This is a genomic window from Kaistella sp. (assembly GCF_032060305.1).
Classification (GTDB): domain Bacteria; phylum Bacteroidota; class Bacteroidia; order Flavobacteriales; family Weeksellaceae; genus Kaistella; species Kaistella yananensis.
This window is the reverse complement of sequence record NZ_DAMBHK010000035.1, coordinates 1-23555: the sequence shown is the minus strand read 5'-3', so window position 1 is coordinate 23555 and position 23555 is coordinate 1. Positions and strand designations below refer to the sequence as shown.

Sequence of the window (23555 nt, the reverse complement as noted above, 5' to 3'; positions counted from 1 at the left end):
TTTTTAAAATATAAAACCGATACAATATGCAATCAGATTTCTTTAAATATCAGGCGCAAACCACACAATTCGCAGCAGGATTTGAAGTAGAAAAAGCCGACGGAAGTTACATTTATGGTAAAGACGGCAGAAAATACCTCGATTTCGTGGCCGGGGTTTCCGCCAATACTTTAGGGCATTCTCACCCAAAAATCGTAGAAGCCATTAAAACGCAGGCAGAAAAATATCTTCACGTCATGGTTTATGGCGAATATGCCCAGGAAATGCCTGTTAAACTTTGTCAGCTTCTTGCAGAAGCCACTCCCGATCCTTTGGAAGTTACTTATCTCGTCAACTCAGGTGCTGAAGCCATTGACGGCAGCCTGAAACTTGCGAAAAGATACACCGGAAGAGAAGAAATAGTCTCTTTCAAAAACTCGTATCACGGAAATACCCACGGCGCTTTGTCGGTTTCCGGAAACGAATATCATAAACGTGAATTCCGTCCGCTGCTTCCGATGGTGACTTTCATCGGATTTAATGACGAAAAAGACCTGGAAAGAATAACCGAGAAAACAGCCTGCGTGATTATGGAAACCATTCAGGGAGCGGCAGGATTTCTGGTTCCGGAAAATGATTATCTGAAAAAACTCAAAGCCCGTTGCGAAGAAGTGGGCGCTTTGCTGATTCTGGATGAAATTCAGCCAGGATTCGGAAGAACCGGAAAACTTTTCGCGTTCGAACATTACGGGATCGTTCCCGATATTCTGGTAATGGGCAAAGGAATGGGCGGCGGCGTTCCTGTTGGCGCTTTTATGAGTTCCAGAGAATTCATGGAAACTTTATCGCATTCGCCAAAACTTGGGCATATCACCACATTTGGTGGTAATCCACTCATTGCGGCATCAAGCTATGCCACGCTGAAAGAAGTTCTGGACAGCGGACTGATGAATGAAGTGGACGAAAAAGAAAAACTTTTCCGTAAATTATTGGTTCACCCGAAAATTAAAAACATCAACGGCCGCGGATTAATGCTCGCCGTAAATCTTGGCTCACCGGAATATACTTTAAATGTTGCAAAACGCTGCATGGAAAAAGGTTTGGTCGTTTTCTGGCAGCTTTACAGAAACGAATATCTACGCATTTCGCCGCCGCTTACCCTATCGCTGGAGGAAATAAAAGAAGGCTGCGAAATCATTCTTCAGGTTCTTGATGAAGAATAAAAATCCCAGAAATAGAAACGCTCTGAAATTTCAGGCCCGATTGATCGGTTTTGTATGAGCTCTTTTCTACCTTGTTGTGCATTAAAGTCGTCGCAAAAACGTAGAAAAAGCGAGTAGTAAAAGCGGGAATTCCGATGGAAGAAAATCCGGCATTTCGGGCTCATGATATTTCGCATATTCGACTAAATATTTTGCATACTTAAGAAATTAATTTATATATTGCGGCACAATAAAAAAATAGGGAACGATATGGCGAAAACGAAAGTGCAATACGAATTTCCAATGCACTGTCAGTCGGAGATTTTATATGAATATTTGGCAAGTGCAGAGGGGCTTTCCGAGTGGTTTGCTGATGAAGTTGTGGAAAAAGGCGACGACTTTTTCTTCAGCTGGAACAGTGGACCGGCAGAAAAAGCCACGCTTATCCGCTACAAACCTGAAAGTTTTGTGCGTTTTCGTTGGGAAGAAGACGAAGGAACCAAAAATTTCTTCGAAATGAGTATTGTAATTGATGATATTACGGAAGATCTTTCGCTTAATATCACAGATTTTTGTGATCCGGGAGACGAGGACGAAAACCAGCTCTACTGGGAAAATCTCCTCGAAAATCTAAAAATAAAATTGGGCGCATCTTAATTTTTTTGAACCGATAAACTTGATGGACGAATTTTCGTTCATTATTTTTTTAATAAAAATCTACCCTTATTTTGTTAGAAACTGTCTTTAGTTCCGATAATTTTCAGCCTCAAAACCGTGCATTTCTTTACGGTGATGCAGTAAAGGTTTCTTTTTTTGTGCGAAGCTCGAAGCTGATCATGGCCGAAGAATGTTATTTTTTCCTCATGGCTTCTATGCGTAAAATGCGCATGAATATCCCGCTTACTTATACCCTGGAGTTCTTCCAGAACCTTTTTAAAGAAAATGTTATCGATAAAGGCGCAAGCGAGGCAATAATAATGCTCTTGATGTACCGCAACCGAACAGAAAAGTCGCTCGGAAAAGCCGAAGTTTCCTTCTATTTCGAAGTTAAAAAAGTCGAAGATGTGTTGGCGTTGCAGCGCGGAATAGAACTGGATCTAATTAAAGAGATTAATGTAAATACCAATCTTCTGAGCAACATCCGGGTTCACTGCCCTGAAAATATTTATGCTGAGATTTACGCAAAGGAAAACGATTTGGATGAGGTTATCCTGCTGAATCCCAACAAACGGATCGCCAGAAGCATTTCCGGGAATTTGCTTTTCCTGAATGAGAACATCATCCGCATCCCGAAACAGACCGAAGGTGCCTATATTTCACCTTTAATGGAGAATTTTGTAACCTTTGTACACAAACACCGTTTGGCAGAGATTCAGGAATCGGAAATGATCGCGTTTGAATCTCAGAAGGCAGAGGAAATTTTAATGATTTCCGATGAAAAAGGAATTTTCAGCGTCTCAAAAATCAGAAACAAAACTTTCGGAAACATGAGATTTGCCGAAATAATCAGCAAGTGGAAAAGCGATTTCGCCTGAAATTGACAAACCCGATAAACAACCTTGAAAGAAAGTCATTGACCGGGTTTTAGTTTTTTATGTTAAAGCAATAACGTAATAAAAATACGGAAATTATTTGGGTCTGCGCTAAAGTTTTGTTAAAGTTTTTTGTTGAAAGACAAGCCGGCTTAATTCATTGAAACATCCTCCGGAGCATTGGCCCAGATCAGAAACTCGCCACCCAAGTTCTGCATGATGTTTTTCCATAAACTTTCGTCGTTTGGTAGGGTGTAATCTAAATTGTAAACCTCTACAACCGTCCACATTTTACGCCTTACCTCACTTTCCAGCTGTTGCGACGCCCAACCGGAATAACCGGAGAATACTTTGATTTCATCTACGGAAATTTCATCTTCAACAATTCCGGTAACGATATTTTCGATGTCTTCGGTCAGGTAAAACTCCTCACTGATTTCCGAAAAATTCTCAGTCACCTTTTTTCCTTTGCAGATGAAGAAAATTTTGTCATTTTCTACGGGTCCGCCTTCGTAAACATCTACTGCAAAACCAAAAATCGTATGCAGACGTTCACTCATATCTTTATTTTTTTTGTTGAGAATTAATCCAAAAGCGCCCTCATCATTATGATCTACAATAAGAACAACCGAGCGCGAAAAGATATCGCCGGAAATATCTGGAGTGGAAATTAATATTTTACCTTTGTACGAGTAATTCATCTGAAATTGGTGGTTCTACAAAAACCTCTTATCAAATGTAATAAAAAATTTAATGGAAAATCTTCACGACAAAAGAAAAGTTTACGAAAAATCTCAACTTCTTGAAAATCAAATTAAAGGAAATCCGATGGAGCAGTTCCGCGACTGGTACCTTGAGGCACAGGAGCATCCGGATGTTTCTGAGGCTAATGCGATGTCGGTTTCTACGGTAGAAAATGACGGCTGCCCACGCACCAGAATGGTGTTGCTGAAATCGTATACGTGGGAAGGTTTTGTGTTTTATACCAATTACGAAAGCAGAAAAGGCAGAGCGATAGAGCAGCGTCACCAGGCCTGTCTTCACTTCTTCTGGCCGCATCTGGAAAGACAGATTATTATCAAAGCAAATTTGCAAAGGCTGGCGGAGAATTTAAGCGACGGTTACTTCCAGTCCCGCCCGAAAGGCAGCCAGTTAGGTGCTGTGGTTTCGCCGCAGAGCCAGATTATTCCCGACCGTAATTTTCTGGAAGAGAAACTGAAGGATCTGGAGACGGCGTATGAAGATAAGGAAGTTCCGCGCCCGGCAAATTGGGGAGGTTATCTCGCTAAACCTTACGAGATCGAATTTTGGCAGGGTAGGCCAAACCGTCTTCACGACAGGATAATTTACGAACTTCAGGAAGATTTCGATTGGAAGATCAGTCGCCTTGCTCCCTGAAAATTTATTGGCTATGCACCAAAAAACCCCACCGAAAGATGGGGTTTAATTTTTACTGTCAGCTAAGTAATTATTTTTTCTTAGCGCCCATTACAGCTCCTGCTAAATCTGCACCAGCTTTAAATTTAGCAACTTTTTTAGCAGCAATTTTAATTGGTTTTTTGGTCGCAGGGTTAATACCTTGTCTTGCAGCTCTTTCAGCTACAGAGAACGTACCGAAACCAACTAAAGAAACTTTACCGTCTTTTTTCTTCAAAGTAGAAGTTACGTTAGAAATGAAAGATTCTAAAGCAGCTTTTGCAGCAACTTTTGTAATGTTCGCATCTTTTGCGATTGCGTCGATTAATTCAGACTTGTTCATAATAATATTATTAAGGTTAGTTTTATTGTTAAAGCAAATATAAAACAATTTTCAAATTGTGCAAATTTTTTCTATATAATTAATCAAAACTTGAGAAAAGAGTATAATTTAACATAAACTTATAAATCAGGATTTTTTCAATTAATAAGCGTTTGCAGCTTATAAAATCATGCCAAAACCTTTATTATCCTACGTTTTCTGATTTAAGATTTTTATTATTCATAATTATGAATTATTGAATTTGCAGTGGATTTTTTGGTGCAACCGATGCTCTATAAGTGTTAAATTATTGATAGTGATGATATTCCCAGGCTTCTGAAGTGGGTTTTGCGTAGAGAATATTAGAATTAAAAGATTAAAATTCTCACTCGTTTTGATTAAAATAATTAAATTTGCGCCATGTTAATTGAAGTATTTAAATCTAAAATCCACAGAGTCCGGGTAACCGAATCAGACCTTAATTATATCGGCAGCATCACGATTGATGAAGACCTCCTGGAGGCCTCCGGAATTGTGGTGGGGGAAAGGGTGTATATCGTAAATGTAAACAATGGTGAACGTTTCGATACCTATGCCATAAAAGGAAAAAGAAAATCCGGCGAAATATGCCTCAATGGTCCGGCAGCTAGGCGCGTACAGAAAGATGATATCATCATTATTATTTCTTATGCCCAAATGACGCCAGAAGAAGCGCAGACTTTCCAGCCCAAGATTATTTTCCCTGATGAAAAGACCAATCTCCTTACTTAATTTCTGAATCCGCACTTAAATTTCCCCCCTTTGGAAGAAAATAAAAACCCAAATCCTATAAAAACACTCATTACAGTTTCTGTTTCTCTTGCCATTGCAGGGCTTTTCATGTGGTTCGCACTGAAAGGAATGGAATTCAAAAAAATTGCAGGTTACTTTGCAAAAGCCAATTACTTCTGGGTTTTCTCCGCGGCATTCTTCGGGCTTCTGGCTTATTGGTTTCGGGCGGTCCGTTGGAATCTGCTTTTGGAACCGATGGGTTATAAAATTTCGAATTCTAATGCGTTGTGGACGATTTCTTTCGGATATCTCATGAACCTTACCATTCCCAGAAGCGGAGAGCTGGCCCGTTCTACCGCCCTTTTCGGAGTTGAAAAAGTTCCTGTAGACAAATCTTTCGGCACCATTATTCTCGAAAGGGTAGTGGATCTTGTATGCATGGGAGGATTTCTGCTGCTGACCCTGATTTTTAAATATGATGCAATTCTTTCCTTTTACCGGTATGTCACTCAGGTAAAGGGAAAAACTCCAGAACCACAATCTAACAATAAATTATTTCTTCTATTGGGAGCAGCGGTTGTTTTGGCGATTTTGTTTTTTGCTTTAAAACAAAGACTTGAGAAATTTTTGCTGTATCAGAAAATTTTAAACTTCGCCACCGGAATTTTTCACGGTTTGATGTCGATTTTTAAAATGCGGCAGAAAGGAAAATTCATTGTTTTATCCCTTGCCATCTGGATTTCTTACTACCTGGCAGCATATCTCGTATGTTTTGCGCTTCCGGAAACTTCGGATTTTACTTTTGCAGATGGCTTTTTTATCATTGTTGTAGGGACTTTAGGAATGATGGTTCCGGCATCCGGCGGAATCGGTGCTTTTCACTTCGCACTGAAACTTGGGATTATGGCACTCTTTCTTTCAATGGGTAAAAACCCAGAAGAAGGTGGCGAAGTAGGGCTGTCTTATGCATTTATCTCCCACACCATGCAGCTCGTCATCATGATTGTGATGGGGGTTATATCGATTCCGGTACTTGCAAGGGAACGTGGTCGTTTGCTTTTAAAATAGAATTTCTTTTTCTTGTGTGCTGCGTGTGTAGTTAATCATAATTGATTTTTATTGATTATTTAATAAAAAAGCAGCCTTTTATGTATCGATAGGAATGGTATTTGATGTGTTTTTTATTGATTAACATAAAATACACAAGTATGAACAAATTACTATGCCCTATTTTAATGTTGTGTGTATCATCAATTATTTACGCACAGTCAGGTAATGTTGGAATCAATACAACTAATCCGCAGGCTACTTTAGATGTGAATGGCAATCTAAAGGTTAGAACAGTTGAAACAGTTACTTCTGCATCCAATGACCAAGCCGTATTGTTAATAGACAAATCTGCATCCGGAGATTTTGTTTTAAAGGAAATTGCGGTAAGTAATTTGCTGGGTTCCACCGGTGCAGGTTCTTCTGCATATTCTGCGCACCGCAATGGCAGCTGGTCATTGCTTAATATTAACCTTGGTGGCAGCACTTATCCTATCAGTCTTTCTGGAAATGATACAAGGATTGGCGATTCGGCACTGTTTACCGATGGAGTGTATACTGCTCCTCTATCCGGAATATACGATGTAAATTTTGAGGTTCAGTTAAGTGGGGTTGATCTTACCGTTCTTTCCGGTAAAAGTTTAGTTTTATATAAAAATACCGCCGTTTGGCAAACTAAACCGTTCAATGGCGTGAGGGTAGAAGTAAGTCCTTTGCCGGTTGCTACAATACCTGTAACGTCCACGGGCCTCCATTCTCTTGTTCAGTTAGATGCTGGTGATACACTTACGTTCGCCCTCAACACAGGCGGTGTTCTTCCGGTAAATTTAGGCGTTCTGCCTGTTTCCTATACTTCTTTAAAACTTTTTAAAGTTGCAGATTAATGAACTAATCAGCGTTAATCAAAAAACTTGAAGATGCTACTGCAAAGACCAAAAAACACGTGAAATTTCACGTGTTTTTTTTACAGATATATTTGTTGCTCTTATGATCCAAAAGCCCTTTTCAGTAAACTCTCTACTTTGGGTTCGCTACCTCTGAAGTTTTTATAAAGTTCCATCGGATCTTTTGTGCCTCCTGAGGATAGCAAGACTTTATACTTTGCGGCGATTTCCGGATTGAAAATTCCGTTTTCTTTGAAATATTGAAAAGCATCCGCATCCAGTACCTCCGCCCATTTATAGGAATAGTAACCCGCAGAATATCCGCCCTGGAAAATATGCGAAAAGCTGGTGCTCATCGCCGTTTCCGGATTTGATGGATAAAGATTGGTGGCCTTTGTTTCTTCGGTTTCAAAGGTTTTAATGTCGCCAACCTTGTCGGCATTGCTGTGGTAAGCCATATCCAGAAGCCCGAAACCAAGCTGCCTTAAAGTCTGGTAACCTTCCATGAAATTTTTGGAATCCGAAATTTTCTGGATTTTCTCATCCGGCAAAACTTCACCGGTTTTATAATGTTTGGCGAAAGTTTTGAGGAATTCCGGTTCATAACAGAAATTCTCCAGAAACTGCGACGGAAGTTCTACAAAATCCCATTTTACCGAAGTTCCTGAAAGGTTTGGATACGTGGTATCTGCCAGTACCCCATGCAGCGCGTGACCAAATTCGTGGAAAAGCGTGGTTACTTCCTGAAAAGTGAGCAGACTTGGCGTGTCTGAAGTGGGTTTCGAGAAATTGCAGACTACAGAAATATGCGGTCTGGAATTTTCTCCATTTTTCCGGAACTGATTTTTAAAACTCGTCATCCACGCGCCGGCACGTTTCCCTTTTCTTGGGAAATAATCCACATATAGAAGTGCTTTAAATACGCCGTTTTCAAAAATTTCATACGTTTTTACTTCTTCGTGGTATTTCTGGATCTCGGTGGATTCCACAAAATCAAGTCCGAAAAGTTTTTTAGCCAAACCGAAAACGGCTTCCTGAACTTTTTCGAGCTGGAAATAAGGTTTCAGCTCCTCGTCGTCGATATCAAATTTCTGCTTGCGGAGTTTTTCTGCATAAAAAGCATGATCGTAACTCTGCATTTCTACAATTCCGTCTGCTTTTGCAAGTGTTTTAAGTTCTTCGATTTCTTTTTCTGCGTAAGGTCTGGCTTTCTCCAGAAGTTCGTTTAAAAAAGACGTTACCTGATCCGGAGATTTTGCCATTCTTTCTTCCAGAACGTAGTCTGCATAGTTTTTATAGCCCAGTAACTGCGCTTTTTCCTGCTTGAGGGTGATAATCTCTTTAATGAGATTCTGGTTATCAAACTCATTATTGCTGAATGATTTTTTTCCGTTCGCCAATGCCAGTTCTTTTCTCAGTTCGCGGTTTTCCGCATACGTCATAAAGGGAATATAACTCGGGTACTGCAGCGTCACCACAAAACCTTCAAGATTGCGCTCTTTCGCATCTTCCCGGTATTGCTGAATAATCGCTTCCGGAATTCCGGCCAAGTCTTTTTCGTCGGTGATATGTTTGAAATAATTATTGGTTTCAGCCAGTACATTCTGCCCAAACTGAAGCGATTTTTTAGATAGCTCGATGCTGATTTCCTTAAATTTTTCTTTATCGGTTTCATTCAGCAGAGCGCCGCTTCGCACAAAACCTTTGTAAGTTTCGCTTAGAAGCATCTGTTGTTCTTCGTTCAGTTGATATTTTTGCTGTTCTTCGTAAACTTTTTTAATCTTGCTGAAGAGTTTTTCGTTTTGCGAGATTTTTGCTGAAAATTCTGTTAAAAGTGGCGAAACTTCCTGCGCGATTTTCTGTATTTCGTCATTAGTTTCAGCTGAATTCAGATTAAAGAAGATGCTGGAAACCACATCAAGTTTTTCGCCCGAGTAGGCCAACGCTTCGATAACATTTTCAAAACTTGGTTCTTCGTTGTTTTCAACAATATCATCGATTTCTTTCTCAGAAATTTTAATCAGCTCCTGAAAAGCGGGCAGAAAATGCTCTTCCCTGATTTCATTGAAAGGTGCTGAACGGTGTTTGGTATTGAAATTTTCTAATAATGGATTTTGCATAGTGTAAGATTTGTGAACGGAAACTTAAAGTAAGGTAAAAGCAATGTCATACGAAGGTGTAAATTTACTGAAATTTATATTTTATATTTGTTTAAACGTTAAAACTAAAATAAACCGTCATGAAAACTTTTTTAAAAATCCTGGTGGGCGTGGTTGCTGCACTTATCGTTGTCATGCTGCTGATGGGTAAGAAATACCATTTCGAGACTTCTGCAGTAATCAATGCACCTGCTGATAAAGTTTGGCAGAATATGAGCTCGATGAAGGCTTTCAACCAATGGAATCCGTTTATGGACCTGAACCCGAATGTAAAAGTGACTTACTCCGGAAATTCCGGTGAAGTTGGCGACCAGTATTGCTGGGAAGGTAATGATGATGCGGGAAAAGGCTGCCACATCGTTACCGCTTTGGTCCCAAATCAGAAACAGTCTACCAAAATGCTTTTCGAAATACCTTTTGAAAGCGAAGCGACCTCAGATTTGGTTTTGAGTCCGGAAGGAAATTCCACAAAAGTCACCTGGTCAATGGATTGTGAACTCGATTACCCGATGAATCTGATGAAACTTTTTATGGACTCACAGATGGAGAAATCCTACGGTTCGGGTCTGAAGAAACTTAAAGTAATCTCAGAAGAATAATTCGGGCTGAAAACTTGGAAGTCGGGCATTAGTCCGACTTTTTTCTTCCCGCACATTTTGGTGATTCATAAGCCGGAGGTAATTCAGAAAAATATGAGGAAGGATTGAAATCATCAAAAATAATTACCTTAAATTTGCCTTCAGTACGTGAAAAACTGTTTTTCCGGAATTCAAAACCTTATAAAAATATTTAATGAAGAAAATTACAGCCCTTGCGCTTCTTTCTATAGCCGTTGTTTCCTGTAAAAAAGAAACCAAAACCATTACCAAAGTCGATCCGGAAACCGGTAAAACTGTTACGGTTGAAGTTCCTGTAGAGGACTCAGCAAAGATTGAAAAAACGGCAGCAGCAGCTGCGGCAATTAAAGATTCTATGGGACTTTACACACAGTCTTTTAAGCTGGAAGTTGGCAAAACCTATCCGCTGAAAACCTATCAGAAAGATATACAGACCATGACCGCGCCGGATGGTAAAACCCAAAGCGGAACCAGCGAAAGTACCGATGAAATGTCATTTACGGTAAATAAATTCGAAAACGGAATTTACGATATCACCATCAACCTAATCGGTAAAAGAAATGCCCAGTCGGCAAACGGGAAAACCGTGGCTGTTGATACCAAATCTGCGGAACCGGCAGATGAACAGCTGAAAATGATGTGGAAAGTGAATAAAGCCCTTGTTGGGAACAAACTTAATATGAAGATGGGTGAAGACGGTAAAGTGATTTCGATTACAGGTTTCGATCCGGTTTATAGTAAAATTGCTGCTTCGGCAGGATCTGCGATTAAAGATGCTAAGCAGAAAACGGCTTTCGTAAACAGTTTTAAAGAAAGTTTTAACGAAAAAATCCTGAAAGAACAGTTTACCAAAAACCTGCTTTTGCTTCCAGCAAAAGGCGTAAAAATCGGCGACAAATGGTCCCAAAGTGAAAATGCAACACCCGACGGGAAAATTAAACTCACCACCACGTACATGCTGAAAAGTGTGGGTGATGGCGTAGCCGTAATTGCGGTAGGAGGCGGAATTCCCAAAAAATCTGATAAGAAAACCCAGGAAGGAATTACCCGAAGCATGAGTTCTGAACTTTCTCAGAACGGAATCATTACACTTGACCAGAATACCGGCTGGATAAAAAACCAAACAATTTCTGTGAAAACGACGCAGTCTGAAACACTTTCCGACGGCAAACAGTCGCAAACCATGAAAAGCGTTTCTAATTCGACGGTAGAGGTAAATCCGGCGAAGTAATTGGCGGCAAATTGTTCATTTCTTAATCGCGATAAACAATGAAGTATATTTTAGAATTAATTCTCGCAACCATTATCATCTTTTTCCTTTGGAATATTTTAAAAAGAATGTTTTTCAGCAATTTTTATAAATTCCCAAGACCAGAAAACAGAAACGAAACACAGTCCCGGAAAACCAAGAAAAATTTGGACTCCAAAATTAACTGGGATGCAGAAACGGTTGATTACGAAGAAGTAAAAGAAAATAAAGACAAAGAAAAATAAACGCAGCCCTTTTGAAATTAGTAGTTTTGAAAGGGTTTTTATTGATGATATTCACTATGGCAAAAAACAGAAAACTCATATTCATCGCAGGAAGCATTATTGCTTTTATCATCCTGGCTTTGGTTTATGCAAACCCTGTTCTCATGGGGAAACAGCTTTTTCAACACGATATTGTGCAGTACAAAGGCGGCGCCAAAGAACTATTGGATTACCGCGCCCAAAACGGGGAAGAAACCTATTGGAGCGACTCCATGTTCGGTGGTATGCCCACGTACCAGATGGGAGCACAGTTCCGGGGTGATCTCATTAAAAAAGTTGATGATTTACTTAACTTTCTGCCCAAACCCGCCAATTATATTTTCCTGCTTTTCTCAGGGTTTTTCCTCCTCGGAATGGTCGCCGTACGCAACTGGAAGTACGCATTTTTAGGAGCAACTTTTTTCGGTCTTTCAACCTATTTTTACATTGCACTTGCAGCTGGACATAACGGAAAAATACATACCGTAGCGTATTTTGCGCCGCTGCTTGCAGGGATTCTTCTGGTTTACATCCGTAAAAAATACATTGTCGGTTTCATTGTAACCGCTTTGTTTATGGGGCTTCAGATTGCTGCAAATCACCCGCAGATGACCTACTACCTTTTTATTGCGCTTGGATTTCTGTTTATTTCAGAACTCGTGCGTGCAATTCAGGGGAAAACCGAATGGAAGCATTTCGGGATCGCTTCCGGGATTTTAGCGTTCGCTTTTTTGCTTGGTGTTGGAATGAACTCTCAGCGGTTAATGGCTAATTCCGAATATGTCACCGAAACTGTTCGTGGGAAGCAGATTTTAGACAACGATATACACGCTTCCGGAAAATCGGGCATGGATAAAGAAAGCATGCTGATGTGGAGCTATGGAAAACTGGAAACACTAAATCTTTTTATTCCAAGATTAATGGGGGGTTCCAGCACAGAAGAAGGTTCAGAAAGAATGATGAACCGTGTTCAGGAGTTGGTTCAGGAAAACGTGTCTTCGCAGGAAGAAATGGACCGTATTTCAAGGGGTTTCGGTTCGCTGACCTATTGGGGCGAACAACCTGGAACTTCCGGACCTGCGTATCAGGGCGCGGTAGTTGTTTTTCTTGCGATACTGGGCTTTTTCTTTGCCTGGAAAAAATACAGATACTGGATTTTAGGCGCTTCAATTCTCACGATATTTCTGGCTTGGGGAAGCAATTTTATGATCGTGTCGGATCTTTTTATTGATTTCGTTCCTTTTTATAATAAATTCAGGGCGCCAAGTTCAATTCTGGTCGTGGTAGAACTGCTGTTTCCTTTAATTGCAATGGTCGGTCTTTACAGATTTTTCAATTCTAATGAAAAGACGGAAACTAATTCTGAAAATATTCTGACAGAAGATTACAAAAAGAAAATCCTCACATATGTAAGTGCTGGAACTCTGGGAATTACAGTTTTGCTTTTAATTTTTGGTAAATCAGTTTTAGGTTTCTATACCGATAATGAAAAAGCATATCTGCCGCCATTCCTGCTCGATTTTTTAGTAGATGAACGTTCGAAAATGTTCACGATTGATGCGATAAAAGCTATTGTTTATGTCGGTATCACTGCTACCGTTTTATATTTAGGAATTAAGAGGAAAATCAGTCAGAATTTAGCCATTCTCATTATTGGTTTGGTGAGTCTTTTTGATTTGTGGAGTGTTAACAAAAGGTATTTGAATAACGAAAACTTCATCGATAAAACCTTTACTGAAAATCCTTTTCAGACTGAAAATTCAGAACTGCTGATGCAGAAAGTTGGCGAAAACCGAAACCTGCAAACTCTTCTTGCTAACGCAAACGTAAACAAAACTCTTGAACTTATCGCTGAAAAAGACAAAACCCATTACAGAATTTACAATCAGGTTTTAGGAACATTCAGCGAGACCAATACTTCTTATTTTAAATCCTCTGTGGGTGGCTATCATGCCGTGAAACTTCGCCGTTATGATGATTTAATCAACGAATATTTCAGCCGTACCGATACCGTTCGGGTACCGAGAATTCTCAATATGCTTAACACAAAATACATGATTTTCGGTGATGCTGAGAATCCTGAAGCAGTGGTGAATCCTCAGGCAAACGGCAATGCATGGTTTGTTTCTGAACTGAAATTTGTAAATTCTCCTAACGAAGAAATCAAGCAGATCGGTGAAGTTGATACTAAGAAAATTGCGGTGATTTCGAATGAAGACAGAAAATATTTTGACGGAAAACCAGTCCAGCCAGATGCTGCAGCGGTTCTGAATCTTACAAAATATCAGCCCAATGAACTGGAATTCAAAACGCAGTCGAAAACACCACAGTTAGCTGTTTTCTCTGAAATCTACTATCCAAAAGGCTGGAAAATGTTGATTGATGATCAGGAGGTTCCTTATATCAAAGCGAATTATTTGCTCAGAGCGGTTCATGTTCCGGCCGGAAATCATACCGTTAAAATGATCTTCGAACCTGCGGTTATTCAAACCGGAAAAGTAATTTCAATGATCGCATTCGGACTTTTCTTAACCCTGAGTTTAGCTGGAATATATATGCTTTACCGCAAAAGAGGCAAAAGTAAATTGCGCAGTTCTCAGTAATACAAAGATTAAAAAAGTTTTATGATTACCCAGAAGTACATTACAGATCTTACTTACAGAATCAACGGCGCCTGTATTGAAGTTCATAAAATTTTGGGTTCGGGATTGTCTGAAATTGTATATCACAAAGCTTTAGAAAAAGAGTTTCAATTAAGAAATATTCAGTTTAAATCTGAGTTGGTAATTCCTGTAATTTATAAGGAAGAAAACTTGAATTGTGATTTTAAATGTGACTTTTTAATTGAAGATTTAATTGTGTTAGAAATTAAATCCGTAACGCAAATTTTAGATATTCATAAATCCCAAGTTTTAAATTATATGAATTTATTAAAAGTCCCAAAAGGAATTTTAGTTAATTTTAATGTTAAGAATTTGTACCACCTTGGCCAGGAAACTTTCGTTAATAAATATTTTGATCAGCTGGACTAATTATGAATTCATTACAAAAAACATTAGATTTTGCTGTCTTTTGAACAGCTGAATCGCATTAAAACTTTTGCCTCTTTTGCGGTAATATATAATGAATAACAAAAAAATCTTAATCATCACTTATTACTGGCCACCTGCAGGTGGGCCCGGCGTTCAGCGGTGGTTAAAATTTGTGAAATATTTACCCGGTTTCGGCTGGAATCCCACCGTTTTTATCCCCGAAAATCCAAGTTATCCTATTGTTGATGAAACTTTGCAGAATGAAGTTTCAAAGGATCTGGAAATCATCAGAACAAAAATTTGGGAACCATATCAGATTGCCGAACTTTTTGGTAAAGACAATAAAAAATTCAAAGCCGGCCAGTTCGATGTTGGTAAAAACCAAACCTGGAAATCCAGACTTTCGATTTGGGTGCGCGGAAACTTCTTTATTCCCGATGCCCGCGTATTTTGGGTAAAACCTTCAGCAAATTATCTGAGGAAATATTTGAAAGAGAATCATTTCGATGCTGTGGTAACTACAGGTCCGCCACATTCTGTCCATCTCATTGGCTTAGAACTGAAGAAGGAATTCCCCGATCTGAAATGGATTGCCGATTTCCGTGATCCATGGACCGAAATTTCCTATTACAAACATTTAAAACTAACCAAAGCTTCAGACAGGAAGCATCGTGATTTAGAGCAAAAAGTTTTTAAAACCGCCGATATCACCTTGGCAACAAGCTACACCGATGCCGAAAACTTCCGAAAAAAGGGAGCGGATGCCTTCTGTATTACGAATGGATTTGATGGCTTTGAAACCTCCTTAAAGACTGAGAGAAATCCAAAGTTCACTTTAAGTTATATCGGTGTTCTGGAACAGCTCAGAAATCCTCAAATTTTGTGGAACACTTTAAATGAAATTATTTCAGAAAATCATGATTTTAAAAAAGATTTCGAACTTAAATTTGTAGGCAGGGTTGATGATAAAATATTAAATCAAATTCAAAATTCTGACCTGAAATATTCGCTCAATAATTTCGGTTATCTTTCTCATTCGGAAGCCAATATCGAAATGAAGAAGTCGGATATACTTTTAATTACCAATTTTCCTGAGGTAAGTTCAAAGGGAATCATTCCGGGAAAGATTTTTGAATATCTGGCCACAGGAAAACCAATCCTTTCTTTCGGACCCGAAGACAGCGATGTAAAGAAAATCCTCGATGAAACCAATGCGGGGAAACATTTTTCTTATGATGATTCAAAGAATTTGAGACGGTACATTTTGGCGAAATACCAGGAATGGAAATCCGGCAAAATTTCTCCTGATACGCAAAATATTGCGCAGTTTTCCAGAAAGAACCTCACACAGAAGTTAGCAGAAATACTCAACAGGTAGCAACTGAAATTAGTAATAAAAAAAACGGATGCTAGTCCGTTTTTTTTGTCTATCAGGAATCCTTCAAGGATTAAAATCCTTGAAGGATTGAATTGTGTATAGATTATAACCAGCCCATTTCCTGCATCCACTCGTCGTTGTAGATTTTTCCTACATAACGTGAACCGTGGTCGTGTAAAAGAACCACAATTACATCATCTTTCGTGAATTGATCTTTCATCTGAGCCAGAGCAGCGATCGCACTTCCGGCAGAGTATCCGCAGAAAATACCTTCTTCTTTTGCCAGTTTTCTCGCATAGATTGCACCGTCTTTATCGGTTACTTTCTCGAAATGATCAATCACGGTCATGTCGTAGTTTTCGGGGATAATATCTTCGCCAATTCCTTCAGTTACATAAGTGTAGGCATGGTCGTAATGAATTTCTCCGGTTTCGTGAAACTCTTTCAAAATAGACCCGTAAGTATCTACGCCGATTACTTTGATGTCTGCATTTTTCTCTTTAAAGAATGTCCCACAGCCCGTTACTGTACCTCCTGTTCCGGCCCCTGCAACAAAGTGTGTGAGCTTTCCTTCAGTCTGTTCCCAGATTTCCGGAGCGGTTTGTTCGTAATGCGCCTGGCGGTTCGATAAATTATCGTACTGGTTTACATACCATCCATTTTCGGTTTCCGTAGCCAGTCTTTTGGAAACGGAATAATAGGAGCGGGGATCCGTTGGTTTTACATCAGTAGGACAAACAATTACTTCAGCACCCACGGCTCTAAGGATATCACATTTTTCTTTAGACTGTTTCGAATTGGTAACGAAGATGCACTTATAACCTTTTACGATGGCTGCGAGGGCAAGCCCCATTCCTGTGTTTCCGGAGGTTCCTTCGATAATGGTTCCGCCCGGTTTCAGTCTGCCGTCTTTTTCTGCATCTTCAATCATTTTTACCGCCATTCGGTCTTTTACCGAGTTTCCGGGGTTAAATGTTTCAACTTTCGCCAAAACCAATGCCGGAAAATCTTCGCCCAAAACCTTGTTAAGTTTTACAAGCGGCGTATTTCCGATGGTTTCGAGAATGTTTTTTGAATATTTCATATATATTTAAATTATAATTAACTGTATTTAAGGGATTTTACCGGCGAAATCTTGCTGATAAGGTAACTCGGTAAAATAAGCGAAATTGCTGATACCAGAAGAATTCCTACCGATATTGCCAGAATGTGAAGGATATTGAGATCCACGGGAACTGTGCTGAGATAATAATTTTCAGGATTCAGTTTGATGACCCCGAAATATTTCTGAATCAGTAAGAATCCGATTCCCACCAGGTTTCCGATGACCAGTCCAGGAATCATAATCATCAGTGTGTAATTGATGAAAATAGTCTGAATTTGTGCGTTGGTGGCGCCCAGTGTTTTCAGCATTCCGATGGAGTTTGTTCTTTCAATAATCAGAATTAAAAGCACCATTACAATATTGATGATGACTACTACCAACATAATGATGATGATCAGCGCGATGTTGGTATCAAAAATCGCAATGAAATCCATGATCTGCGGGTATTCGTCTGTGGCTTTTACAATATAATTTTTGTAGCCTACAAGTTTGTCGATTTTCGGAGCATCTTCGTCGATGTAATTGATGTTTTTCAGAAAAACATCGATACCGCCAACTTCATTCTTTTCCATTCCCTGAATTTTGCGGGCATGGTTGATTCCGCCGATGATAAAGAGGTCATCAATCATCTTGATATCGGTTTTGTAAATCCCTACTACTTCAAATTTCCGGTAAAGCGGACTCTGGTTTTCCTTTGAAAAAACAGCAACAATACTGTCTTTTACCTTAAGATGAAGGTCATTGGCGATTTTCTGTGAGATACATATACCGCTGTTGAAGCCTTTTTCTGTAATGTCTGGAGTTGTACCGGCAATAATAAATTTCCTGAACCTTTCGGCATCGAAATCTTTACCGACGCCTTTGAAAATAATTCCCGCAAAATTATGTTCGTTACGCAAAATGCCGCTTACAGAAACATATTTCTGGGTGCTCGCCACATCTTCAAGTTGTTTTATTTTATCGATCTGAAGCCCTTCAGTGCTCAGTATCGAAGAGTTATAAGAATTGTTGGATTGCTTGGACTTTATCGAAATATGTCCGGAGAAATCGGCCATTCTTTCCTTTATGGCTGTTTTGGAACCAATTCCGGTAGACACCGTGATCAGCGAAACGATAACTCCCAATGCTACGGAAAGCCTGCCGATAAACACAATAATCCGTGAGAGATTATTTTTGTTATCTTTGGAAAAAGCAATTTTTTTAGAAAAATATAATGGAAATTTCAAGCCGATGAGTTTAAGCGCCAAAATTAAAGATTTACTTCTGATTGTGCTAATTTATTTTGGTTTCTGCCAGATGAATTTTGCGCAGAATACCGATCAAAACTGTTTTAAAACTGGTGCCGACCGGCCGGAACTTTACCTGCCGCTCCTTCAGAATAAAACGGTGGCAGTAGTTACGAACCAGACAGGATTGTTGAAAGACCGCACCTTTTTAGTCGATTTTTTAGTGAGAAACGGCATCAGTATCAAAACGATTTTTGCACCTGAACATGGGTTCCGCGGGGATGCAGATGCTGGTGAACATGTTAAAAACGGAGTGGATACAAAAACAGGAATCCCAATAATTTCTTTGTATGGCGACAATAAAAAACCAAAACCCGAGCAGCTGAAAGGTATTGATATTGTTATTTTTGATATTCAGGATGTCGGCGTAAGATTCTACACTTATATTTCAACTTTAACTTACGTTATGGAAGCCGGCGCAGAAAATGGAGTAGAAGTAATCGTGCTCGACCGCCCGAATCCGCACGACGGTTATATCGACGGTCCAGTTCTGAAAGACCAGTGGAAAAGTTTCGTAGGTATGCATAATGTCCCGGTTGTATATGGACTTACGATCGGTGAATATGGAAAAATGGTAAACGGTGAAAAATGGCTAAAAAATAGTGTTCAGGCAAAATATACTTTAATTCCGATGCTGAATTATCATAAAAAGCAACGCTACGGAGTTCTGGACAAACCCTCACCAAATCTGCCGAATGACAAGGCAATAAACCTGTATCCAAGTTTATGTTTCTACGAAGGAACACAGGTTTCCGTAGGTCGCGGAACCGGTTTGCCGTTTCAGATTTACGGAAGTCCCTGGACCAAAAATTTGCCTTATCAGTTTACGCCACGCCCTAATTTTGGTGCTAAAGATCCTTTCCTGAACGGTAAATTATGCTATGGTGAAAACCTTTCCGATTATCCTGAAGATTTGCGCGCACTGAATATTGAGTGGCTTTTGAAAGCTTACAGTAATTACAAAAATCCTGGGCAGGATTTCTTCCTGAAAAACCTTTTCTTCGATAAACTGGCCGGAACCGACGAACTTCGAAAGCAAATCGTTGCCGGGAAATCTGCCGTAGAAATCAAAGATTCATGGAAAAAAGGACTCGAAGATTTTCAGAAAATCAGAACGAAATATGTGATGTATGAAGATTAAATAGCAGGAAAAGAAGATCGGGTTGATCATCCAATAAACAATTTTTTAAAACATCTATCATCTTTAAAAACTTGCCTTCACCTGCACCGATCCTATATGTATCGTTCTTTCTCCCGAATTTCTGCCTTCGTAGTTCATATTCAGTTGGATGAATGAATTGATGGATTGCTGTAAAAATACCGACCACACCTGATTTTTTCCAGGCTTCAGCCCGTCCAGCATTTGGTTGCCGACAATTGAAAAATTATTCCCGCTAAAATCGTTATTGATGTATGAAAAACTGCCGCGCACCGAAGTTTTTCTGCGTTCCCACTGCAGACTTCCGGTGAGATCAAACGTTTTTAAAAACTCTTCGCCATCCGTTCTTTTTTTCTGTCGTAAAGCTGAAGAAAGTTCTGCCTGAACTGCTTCTGTGAATTTATAAGTCGCTTTCGGTTTTGTTTCGAAATTATTCAGAATATAATCTCTGGAGTTGAACAACTGCGACGCGTTTTCAATATGATGCGCCGAGTTTTCCCAATCAACACGGAAATCTTTGCTGAACCAATAGCCAATATTTAAAAAATGCGAATCCTGGCTGCGTTCCTCATTGCTGAAATTGGCATTTACCAGATTATCATTCGCAACGAATCGGTAATTCCCGTTCCAGCCGGATTTTTCGGTCGGATTGAATTGCGCTGAGGCCAGGAAATTCTGGTTTTTAAGGATTTGGTCTGCATTTTTTTCAAACGGATTCAGAACCAAAACGCGGTCTCTTTTGTAAAAGGAATTTTGGGAATTCAATGAAATATTGAAATTCCAGCGCTTCAGAAACTGATTTTCAGAGTTGAAAACAACCGAAGGATTTACAAAAAGGGCCAGCTGCATTTTGTTTTTATTCGACGGAATATAATTCACGGTATTCGTATAAACCCTGATGTACTGCGCTAAATCCGCATATTCAGCAATTTCGAACTCATCTAACTGCTGAATTCCGTCGCCGTTATAATCCGTCCATTTATAAACGCCCTGCCCGTCGGTCACTTTTATGTATTGAAATTCCCGCTGCGCTTCCTGCCCGTTTCCGAGTTCATAAAAAGCCTGCAAACGCATTCCGTTTCTGAAAAGCTGCTGGTTGTAAAGAATATTTCCTACTACAAAATCCTGATTAAGATTTGCTGCAACATCCTGATTCTGATAGTAAAATTTTCGGTAATGAATCAACGAATTCAAACTGGTTTTTTCCGTTTTAATAATTTGACTTTCCGCCATGATTCCCAAAATATGGTTCATATTTTCGAGGGAATTGTTCCGCACCGAATCATTATCTCGGAAATACATCCGCGTAAGTAATTTCGTTCGCGAAGAATCACTGATTTTTTTCTGAATGAAAATTTCCTTCCAGCTGAAACTCGTTACATCCAGCTGATTGGTTTCGTTGAAGTTTTTCACGTTATGTTCCATACTTCCGCCCATAGCCCAGCTGCCTTTCTTAGTGGAATATTCAGAAATCACTCCGCTTCTTACGAATTTAGTGTCCTGAAAAGTGGCTTTCGTAGCGAGGTAAGAAAAATTTCCCTTGGTATTGAATTTTCCTTTAACCCAGCCGAAATCCAGATCGTTTTTAATTCCCGTATAAGAATTTTTTTCGTCCAGATAATTAAGTTTATAATTCAGGAAAGAGGTGTTTTTCCATTCATTTAAAAAATTAAAAATAAAACGGTTCTGCGTTATCTGGTTGAATTCCTGCGCCAAATTAAAATCACGCGAAAACTCCACGTCATTGATTCGGTCCAGAATATGGAATTGCGAATTGATATGTTGGTACTCGAAACTTGGCGTTCCTTTCCAGTTGTTTTTTGTAAATGTTTTGTTCCCGAAAATTCGTCCTGCATACCCGATATTTTGATCGGAATCTTTCGAGGAAAACAGATTCACATCGAAATTACTCATCGAAACATCAGCCCCAATCTTACCATTGTTCAGTAAAAACTCAGAATTGGCAGAAAAAACCTGGGTTTTCTGTGGCGACGGAAGTTTTCTTACGGCCCGGTATTCGCCCATATTCGCTCCTACATATTCGAAAACGCGGCCGTTGTTGGTGGTTTGTTTAATTCGGTAATCACCCAGGTTTTGTCCGAAATAAGTATAGGCAACCTGATATAAAGTTTGATTTTGATCAGTTGAAAATTCGTAATAATTTCCGTTCGGATTTTGAATGAGCTGGTACAGAATTTTGTTAACATCATACTCCGAAACCGTTCCCGACGGCGCATACATCAAATCCGGATTGTTGCCCGCATTTACCAGGATCTGTTCGTCTTCTTTACTTAAGTTCAGGGAAAGTGGCGAATTTTTATTGTCGTTTTCCATAAACCAGTTGAAACCGAACTTTGATTTTTCTCTTTCATGTCGGATGCCGCCGGTCACCAGAAATCTGGTGTAATTTCTGTTCGTATAATTGTAGGAAATGGTAATGAAATTCTGTTTGAAAATGGGTCTGAAACTAGTGAACGTAATTTCTCCGGTGTTGTAATTGATGACGTAATCCTGATTTTCGCCGCGTTTCATTAAAATCCCGTCGATGTAAACCTGCTCCGAACCTGAAATGATGGTAATGAACTGCTCGCCGTTTTTGCCCGTCAACCGGTAAGGCCCCTGATTTCCTTCAACGCCCTGAAAGCGGATGCGGTGGAATTCACTTCGTGCCACACCCGCGGAAAGATCGACAAAGGTTTTATTTTCGTTTCCGAAACCGGTTTCAAACTGCAATCCCATACTGCGCCGCTGGAAACGACCGAAATAAGTCGCTTCATCCAGCAAATCCAGATGCCCGGCGCGGAGAATAGAGCGGTCCTTAATATTGAGCTGCATATAGATTTTGTCGAATTCTTCCAAAGTCTGCGTGTAACCGTCGGCCTGAATGGGCAAATTATGATCTGAAATCGACGCCAAAACCGTGACGTCTTTCGATAATTTTCCAGAAATCTGAAGATCCATCGAACTTTGTACGCTTTGGCCTTGGTTATTTCCAAACGTGATCCCTCGGATGATGGAACCTTTGGAATTGAGGTCTCCCAGGATTTGAGATCGCGTATTTTTAACCAATACTCCTTCATCAAGAATGACTTTGTTAGGAGTGCGGATGAAATCTAAAGTGTCTTTCGAAAAAACATCTTTTTCAATCTTTGCCGCCAAGACTGAATCTTTTTTAAGCGAATCCTCAGGAATATTGGGATTTTTCCACGTGAAAATCTGGGCATTGACAAGCTGTAATGCAGAGGATAAAAAAAATAGAAAAAACAGTATTCTTGCCAAAATTACCCTTAAAACCGTTGTGTAAAAGTAACGAAAAACTGCTTTTAAAATTGTTTTTGCATTGTTAACAGTTAATTCATGCTATAATTATGATATTAGCAAAAAAGAATGTATTTTTGCCGCAGAAATTATTAATTATTAAATTTTTAAAAAAATGAAGAAATTCTATTCTTTAGTTGCGGCAGTTGTTTTTGCTGCAACGGTAAATGCACAAGGTGCTGAGACTTTTGAATCTCAAACAGCTTTAACAGCAACTTATGCTGATGGTTCATTTAATGGCGAAACATCTGGGGTTACTGTAAATTATGTTCATTCAAGAAACGAAGGACTAGGTACTTCCGATAGTTATCCAATTAATGGGAAAGGTCTGATGCTTAGAAGAGCAGACGAGCCTAGTTCAGTAGAATTCACCATTAATAACGGTGGTGTAGGAACTTTTACTTTTAGCTACAGAAAAGCATTTACAGGAGGAACAAATAACAGGGTTTTAGCTGTTTTGGTTGACGGTGAAGAAAAAACACTCATACCAGCTTTTGGGGCTGCAGGAGCCGATGCGACGGTTTATACCTCTACTACAACAGTTAACAAAACAGGAGTGGTAAAAATTAAGATTACTTATCCAGCTGGTACTGCTACAGGAAACAAGCAGATTACTATTGATAATGTTTCATGGACTGCAGCTCCTACAGCAGCGGTTAGTGATGTAAACTCAACCAAAACCAACCTGGTTAAAAATACAGTAGTTGCTAACAGTATCCTTTTCACTGCAAAAGCTGATGTACAGATCGTATCAATGAACGGGCAGGTGGTAAAATCTACATCTGTTAACGAAAACACTTCTTTGGATGTAACTTCTTTGCCTAAAGGAATGTACA

The 23555-nt window shown here is 39.5% G+C and carries 21 protein-coding genes; 15 read left to right on the top strand and 6 right to left on the bottom strand.

Features of this window, described 5'->3' with window-relative positions:
• The first annotated feature begins 26 nt into the window (after positions 1-26).
• From V5N63_RS06690 to V5N63_RS06680, 3 genes are all read left to right on the top strand, one after another.
• Complete coding sequence (locus tag V5N63_RS06690; RefSeq protein WP_332033323.1) at positions 27-1202, top strand: aspartate aminotransferase family protein; 1176 nt, start codon at positions 27-29, stop codon at positions 1200-1202.
• 249 nt (positions 1203-1451) lie between these two features.
• Positions 1452-1838 carry an START-like domain-containing protein gene (locus tag V5N63_RS06685; protein WP_265143473.1) on the top strand — a complete coding sequence of 129 codons (387 nt, stop codon included), beginning with the start codon at positions 1452-1454 and terminating at the stop codon, positions 1836-1838.
• A 230-nt stretch (positions 1839-2068) separates the two neighbouring features.
• Entirely contained in the window at positions 2069-2716 is a 648-nt protein-coding gene (locus V5N63_RS06680) for an aminotransferase class IV (protein ID WP_442905787.1), read from the top strand.
• 149 nt (positions 2717-2865) lie between these two features.
• Here V5N63_RS06680 and V5N63_RS06675 read toward each other — a convergent pair whose 3' ends face one another.
• The gene (locus V5N63_RS06675) at positions 2866-3414 is read right to left on the bottom strand and encodes a YqgE/AlgH family protein (protein WP_332033321.1); all 549 of its coding nucleotides are present in this window, start codon (positions 3412-3414) and stop codon (positions 2866-2868) included.
• Positions 3415-3466: 52 nt separating this feature from the next.
• Here V5N63_RS06675 and pdxH point away from each other — a divergent pair, with 52 nt between their 5' ends.
• Positions 3467-4111 carry a pyridoxamine 5'-phosphate oxidase gene (gene pdxH / locus V5N63_RS06670; RefSeq protein ID WP_088469992.1) on the top strand — a complete coding sequence of 215 codons (645 nt, stop codon included), beginning with the start codon at positions 3467-3469 and terminating at the stop codon, positions 4109-4111.
• A gap of 70 nt (positions 4112-4181) precedes the next feature.
• On the opposite strand, the gene V5N63_RS06665 is transcribed toward pdxH, so the two are convergent.
• Complete coding sequence (locus tag V5N63_RS06665) at positions 4182-4472, bottom strand: HU family DNA-binding protein (protein WP_088469993.1); 291 nt, start codon at positions 4470-4472, stop codon at positions 4182-4184.
• 399 nt (positions 4473-4871) lie between these two features.
• On the opposite strand from V5N63_RS06665, the gene panD reads away from it, so the two are divergent.
• The 3 genes from panD to V5N63_RS06650 all read left to right on the top strand — a co-directional run bounded on the left by panD (position 4872) and on the right by V5N63_RS06650 (position 7153).
• Positions 4872-5222, top strand: a complete 351-nt coding sequence (gene panD, locus V5N63_RS06660) for an aspartate 1-decarboxylase (protein ID WP_088469994.1) — start codon at positions 4872-4874, stop codon at positions 5220-5222.
• Positions 5223-5252: 30 nt separating this feature from the next.
• Positions 5253-6290 carry a lysylphosphatidylglycerol synthase transmembrane domain-containing protein gene (locus V5N63_RS06655; RefSeq protein WP_332033320.1) on the top strand — a complete coding sequence of 346 codons (1038 nt, stop codon included), beginning with the start codon at positions 5253-5255 and terminating at the stop codon, positions 6288-6290.
• 140 nt (positions 6291-6430) lie between these two features.
• Positions 6431-7153, top strand: a complete 723-nt coding sequence (locus V5N63_RS06650) for a hypothetical protein (RefSeq protein ID WP_332033319.1) — start codon at positions 6431-6433, stop codon at positions 7151-7153.
• Between the two features lie 101 nt (positions 7154-7254).
• On the opposite strand, the gene V5N63_RS06645 is transcribed toward V5N63_RS06650, so the two are convergent.
• Entirely contained in the window at positions 7255-9273 is a 2019-nt protein-coding gene (locus V5N63_RS06645; protein ID WP_332033318.1) for a M3 family metallopeptidase, read from the bottom strand.
• A gap of 119 nt (positions 9274-9392) precedes the next feature.
• Here V5N63_RS06645 and V5N63_RS06640 point away from each other — a divergent pair, with 119 nt between their 5' ends.
• From V5N63_RS06640 to V5N63_RS06615, 6 genes are all read left to right on the top strand, one after another.
• On the top strand, positions 9393-9911 hold the full coding sequence (locus V5N63_RS06640; RefSeq protein WP_332033317.1) for an SRPBCC family protein: 519 nt from the start codon (positions 9393-9395) through the stop codon (positions 9909-9911).
• Positions 9912-10104: 193 nt separating this feature from the next.
• The gene (locus V5N63_RS06635) at positions 10105-11160 is read left to right on the top strand and encodes a DUF6263 family protein (RefSeq protein ID WP_332033316.1); all 1056 of its coding nucleotides are present in this window, start codon (positions 10105-10107) and stop codon (positions 11158-11160) included.
• Between the two features lie 38 nt (positions 11161-11198).
• Positions 11199-11423, top strand: coding sequence for a hypothetical protein (locus V5N63_RS06630; protein WP_088470000.1), 225 nt, complete (start codon positions 11199-11201; stop codon positions 11421-11423).
• 56 nt (positions 11424-11479) lie between these two features.
• Positions 11480-14044, top strand: coding sequence for a YfhO family protein (locus V5N63_RS06625; protein WP_332033315.1), 2565 nt, complete (start codon positions 11480-11482; stop codon positions 14042-14044).
• Between the two features lie 21 nt (positions 14045-14065).
• Positions 14066-14473, top strand: coding sequence for a GxxExxY protein (locus tag V5N63_RS06620; RefSeq protein WP_332033314.1), 408 nt, complete (start codon positions 14066-14068; stop codon positions 14471-14473).
• 91 nt (positions 14474-14564) lie between these two features.
• On the top strand, positions 14565-15851 hold the full coding sequence (locus V5N63_RS06615; RefSeq protein WP_332033313.1) for a glycosyl transferase family 1: 1287 nt from the start codon (positions 14565-14567) through the stop codon (positions 15849-15851).
• A 103-nt stretch (positions 15852-15954) separates the two neighbouring features.
• Here V5N63_RS06615 and V5N63_RS06610 read toward each other — a convergent pair whose 3' ends face one another.
• Positions 15955-16935, bottom strand: coding sequence for a PLP-dependent cysteine synthase family protein (locus V5N63_RS06610; RefSeq protein ID WP_332033312.1), 981 nt, complete (start codon positions 16933-16935; stop codon positions 15955-15957).
• A gap of 17 nt (positions 16936-16952) precedes the next feature.
• A complete protein-coding gene (locus V5N63_RS06605) occupies positions 16953-18182 on the bottom strand; it encodes an ABC transporter permease (protein ID WP_332033311.1) in 1230 nt (409 codons plus the stop codon).
• A 4-nt stretch (positions 18183-18186) separates the two neighbouring features.
• Between V5N63_RS06605 and V5N63_RS06600 the strand changes: the two genes are divergently transcribed.
• Complete coding sequence (locus tag V5N63_RS06600) at positions 18187-19383, top strand: exo-beta-N-acetylmuramidase NamZ family protein (protein WP_332033310.1); 1197 nt, start codon at positions 18187-18189, stop codon at positions 19381-19383.
• A 63-nt stretch (positions 19384-19446) separates the two neighbouring features.
• Here the strand turns inward: V5N63_RS06600 and V5N63_RS06595 are convergent, their stop codons facing one another.
• Positions 19447-22680, bottom strand: a complete 3234-nt coding sequence (locus V5N63_RS06595) for a hypothetical protein (protein WP_442905786.1) — start codon at positions 22678-22680, stop codon at positions 19447-19449.
• Between the two features lie 154 nt (positions 22681-22834).
• On the opposite strand from V5N63_RS06595, the gene V5N63_RS06590 reads away from it, so the two are divergent.
• Positions 22835-23555: T9SS type A sorting domain-containing protein (locus tag V5N63_RS06590; RefSeq protein WP_332033309.1), on the top strand; the 721-nt coding region annotated here is incomplete at its 3' end.

Coding starts and splice junctions, on each gene's coding strand:
- V5N63_RS06620 (WP_332033314.1), top strand. CDS start 14,066: ATGATTACCCAGAAGTACATTACAGATCTTACTTACAGAATCAACGGC.
- V5N63_RS06635 (WP_332033316.1), top strand. CDS start 10,105: ATGAAGAAAATTACAGCCCTTGCGCTTCTTTCTATAGCCGTTGTTTCC.
- V5N63_RS06625 (WP_332033315.1), top strand. CDS start 11,480: ATGGCAAAAAACAGAAAACTCATATTCATCGCAGGAAGCATTATTGCT.
- V5N63_RS06665 (WP_088469993.1), bottom strand. CDS start 4,472: ATGAACAAGTCTGAATTAATCGACGCAATCGCAAAAGATGCGAACATT.
- V5N63_RS06675 (WP_332033321.1), bottom strand. CDS start 3,414: ATGAATTACTCGTACAAAGGTAAAATATTAATTTCCACTCCAGATATT.
- V5N63_RS06680 (WP_442905787.1), top strand. CDS start 2,069: ATGAATATCCCGCTTACTTATACCCTGGAGTTCTTCCAGAACCTTTTT.
- V5N63_RS06640 (WP_332033317.1), top strand. CDS start 9,393: ATGAAAACTTTTTTAAAAATCCTGGTGGGCGTGGTTGCTGCACTTATC.
- V5N63_RS06600 (WP_332033310.1), top strand. CDS start 18,187: ATGAGTTTAAGCGCCAAAATTAAAGATTTACTTCTGATTGTGCTAATT.
- V5N63_RS06610 (WP_332033312.1), bottom strand. CDS start 16,935: ATGAAATATTCAAAAAACATTCTCGAAACCATCGGAAATACGCCGCTT.
- V5N63_RS06645 (WP_332033318.1), bottom strand. CDS start 9,273: ATGCAAAATCCATTATTAGAAAATTTCAATACCAAACACCGTTCAGCA.
- V5N63_RS06630 (WP_088470000.1), top strand. CDS start 11,199: ATGAAGTATATTTTAGAATTAATTCTCGCAACCATTATCATCTTTTTC.
- V5N63_RS06615 (WP_332033313.1), top strand. CDS start 14,565: ATGAATAACAAAAAAATCTTAATCATCACTTATTACTGGCCACCTGCA.
- panD (WP_088469994.1), top strand. CDS start 4,872: ATGTTAATTGAAGTATTTAAATCTAAAATCCACAGAGTCCGGGTAACC.
- V5N63_RS06650 (WP_332033319.1), top strand. CDS start 6,431: ATGAACAAATTACTATGCCCTATTTTAATGTTGTGTGTATCATCAATT.
- V5N63_RS06690 (WP_332033323.1), top strand. CDS start 27: ATGCAATCAGATTTCTTTAAATATCAGGCGCAAACCACACAATTCGCA.
- V5N63_RS06685 (WP_265143473.1), top strand. CDS start 1,452: ATGGCGAAAACGAAAGTGCAATACGAATTTCCAATGCACTGTCAGTCG.
- pdxH (WP_088469992.1), top strand. CDS start 3,467: ATGGAAAATCTTCACGACAAAAGAAAAGTTTACGAAAAATCTCAACTT.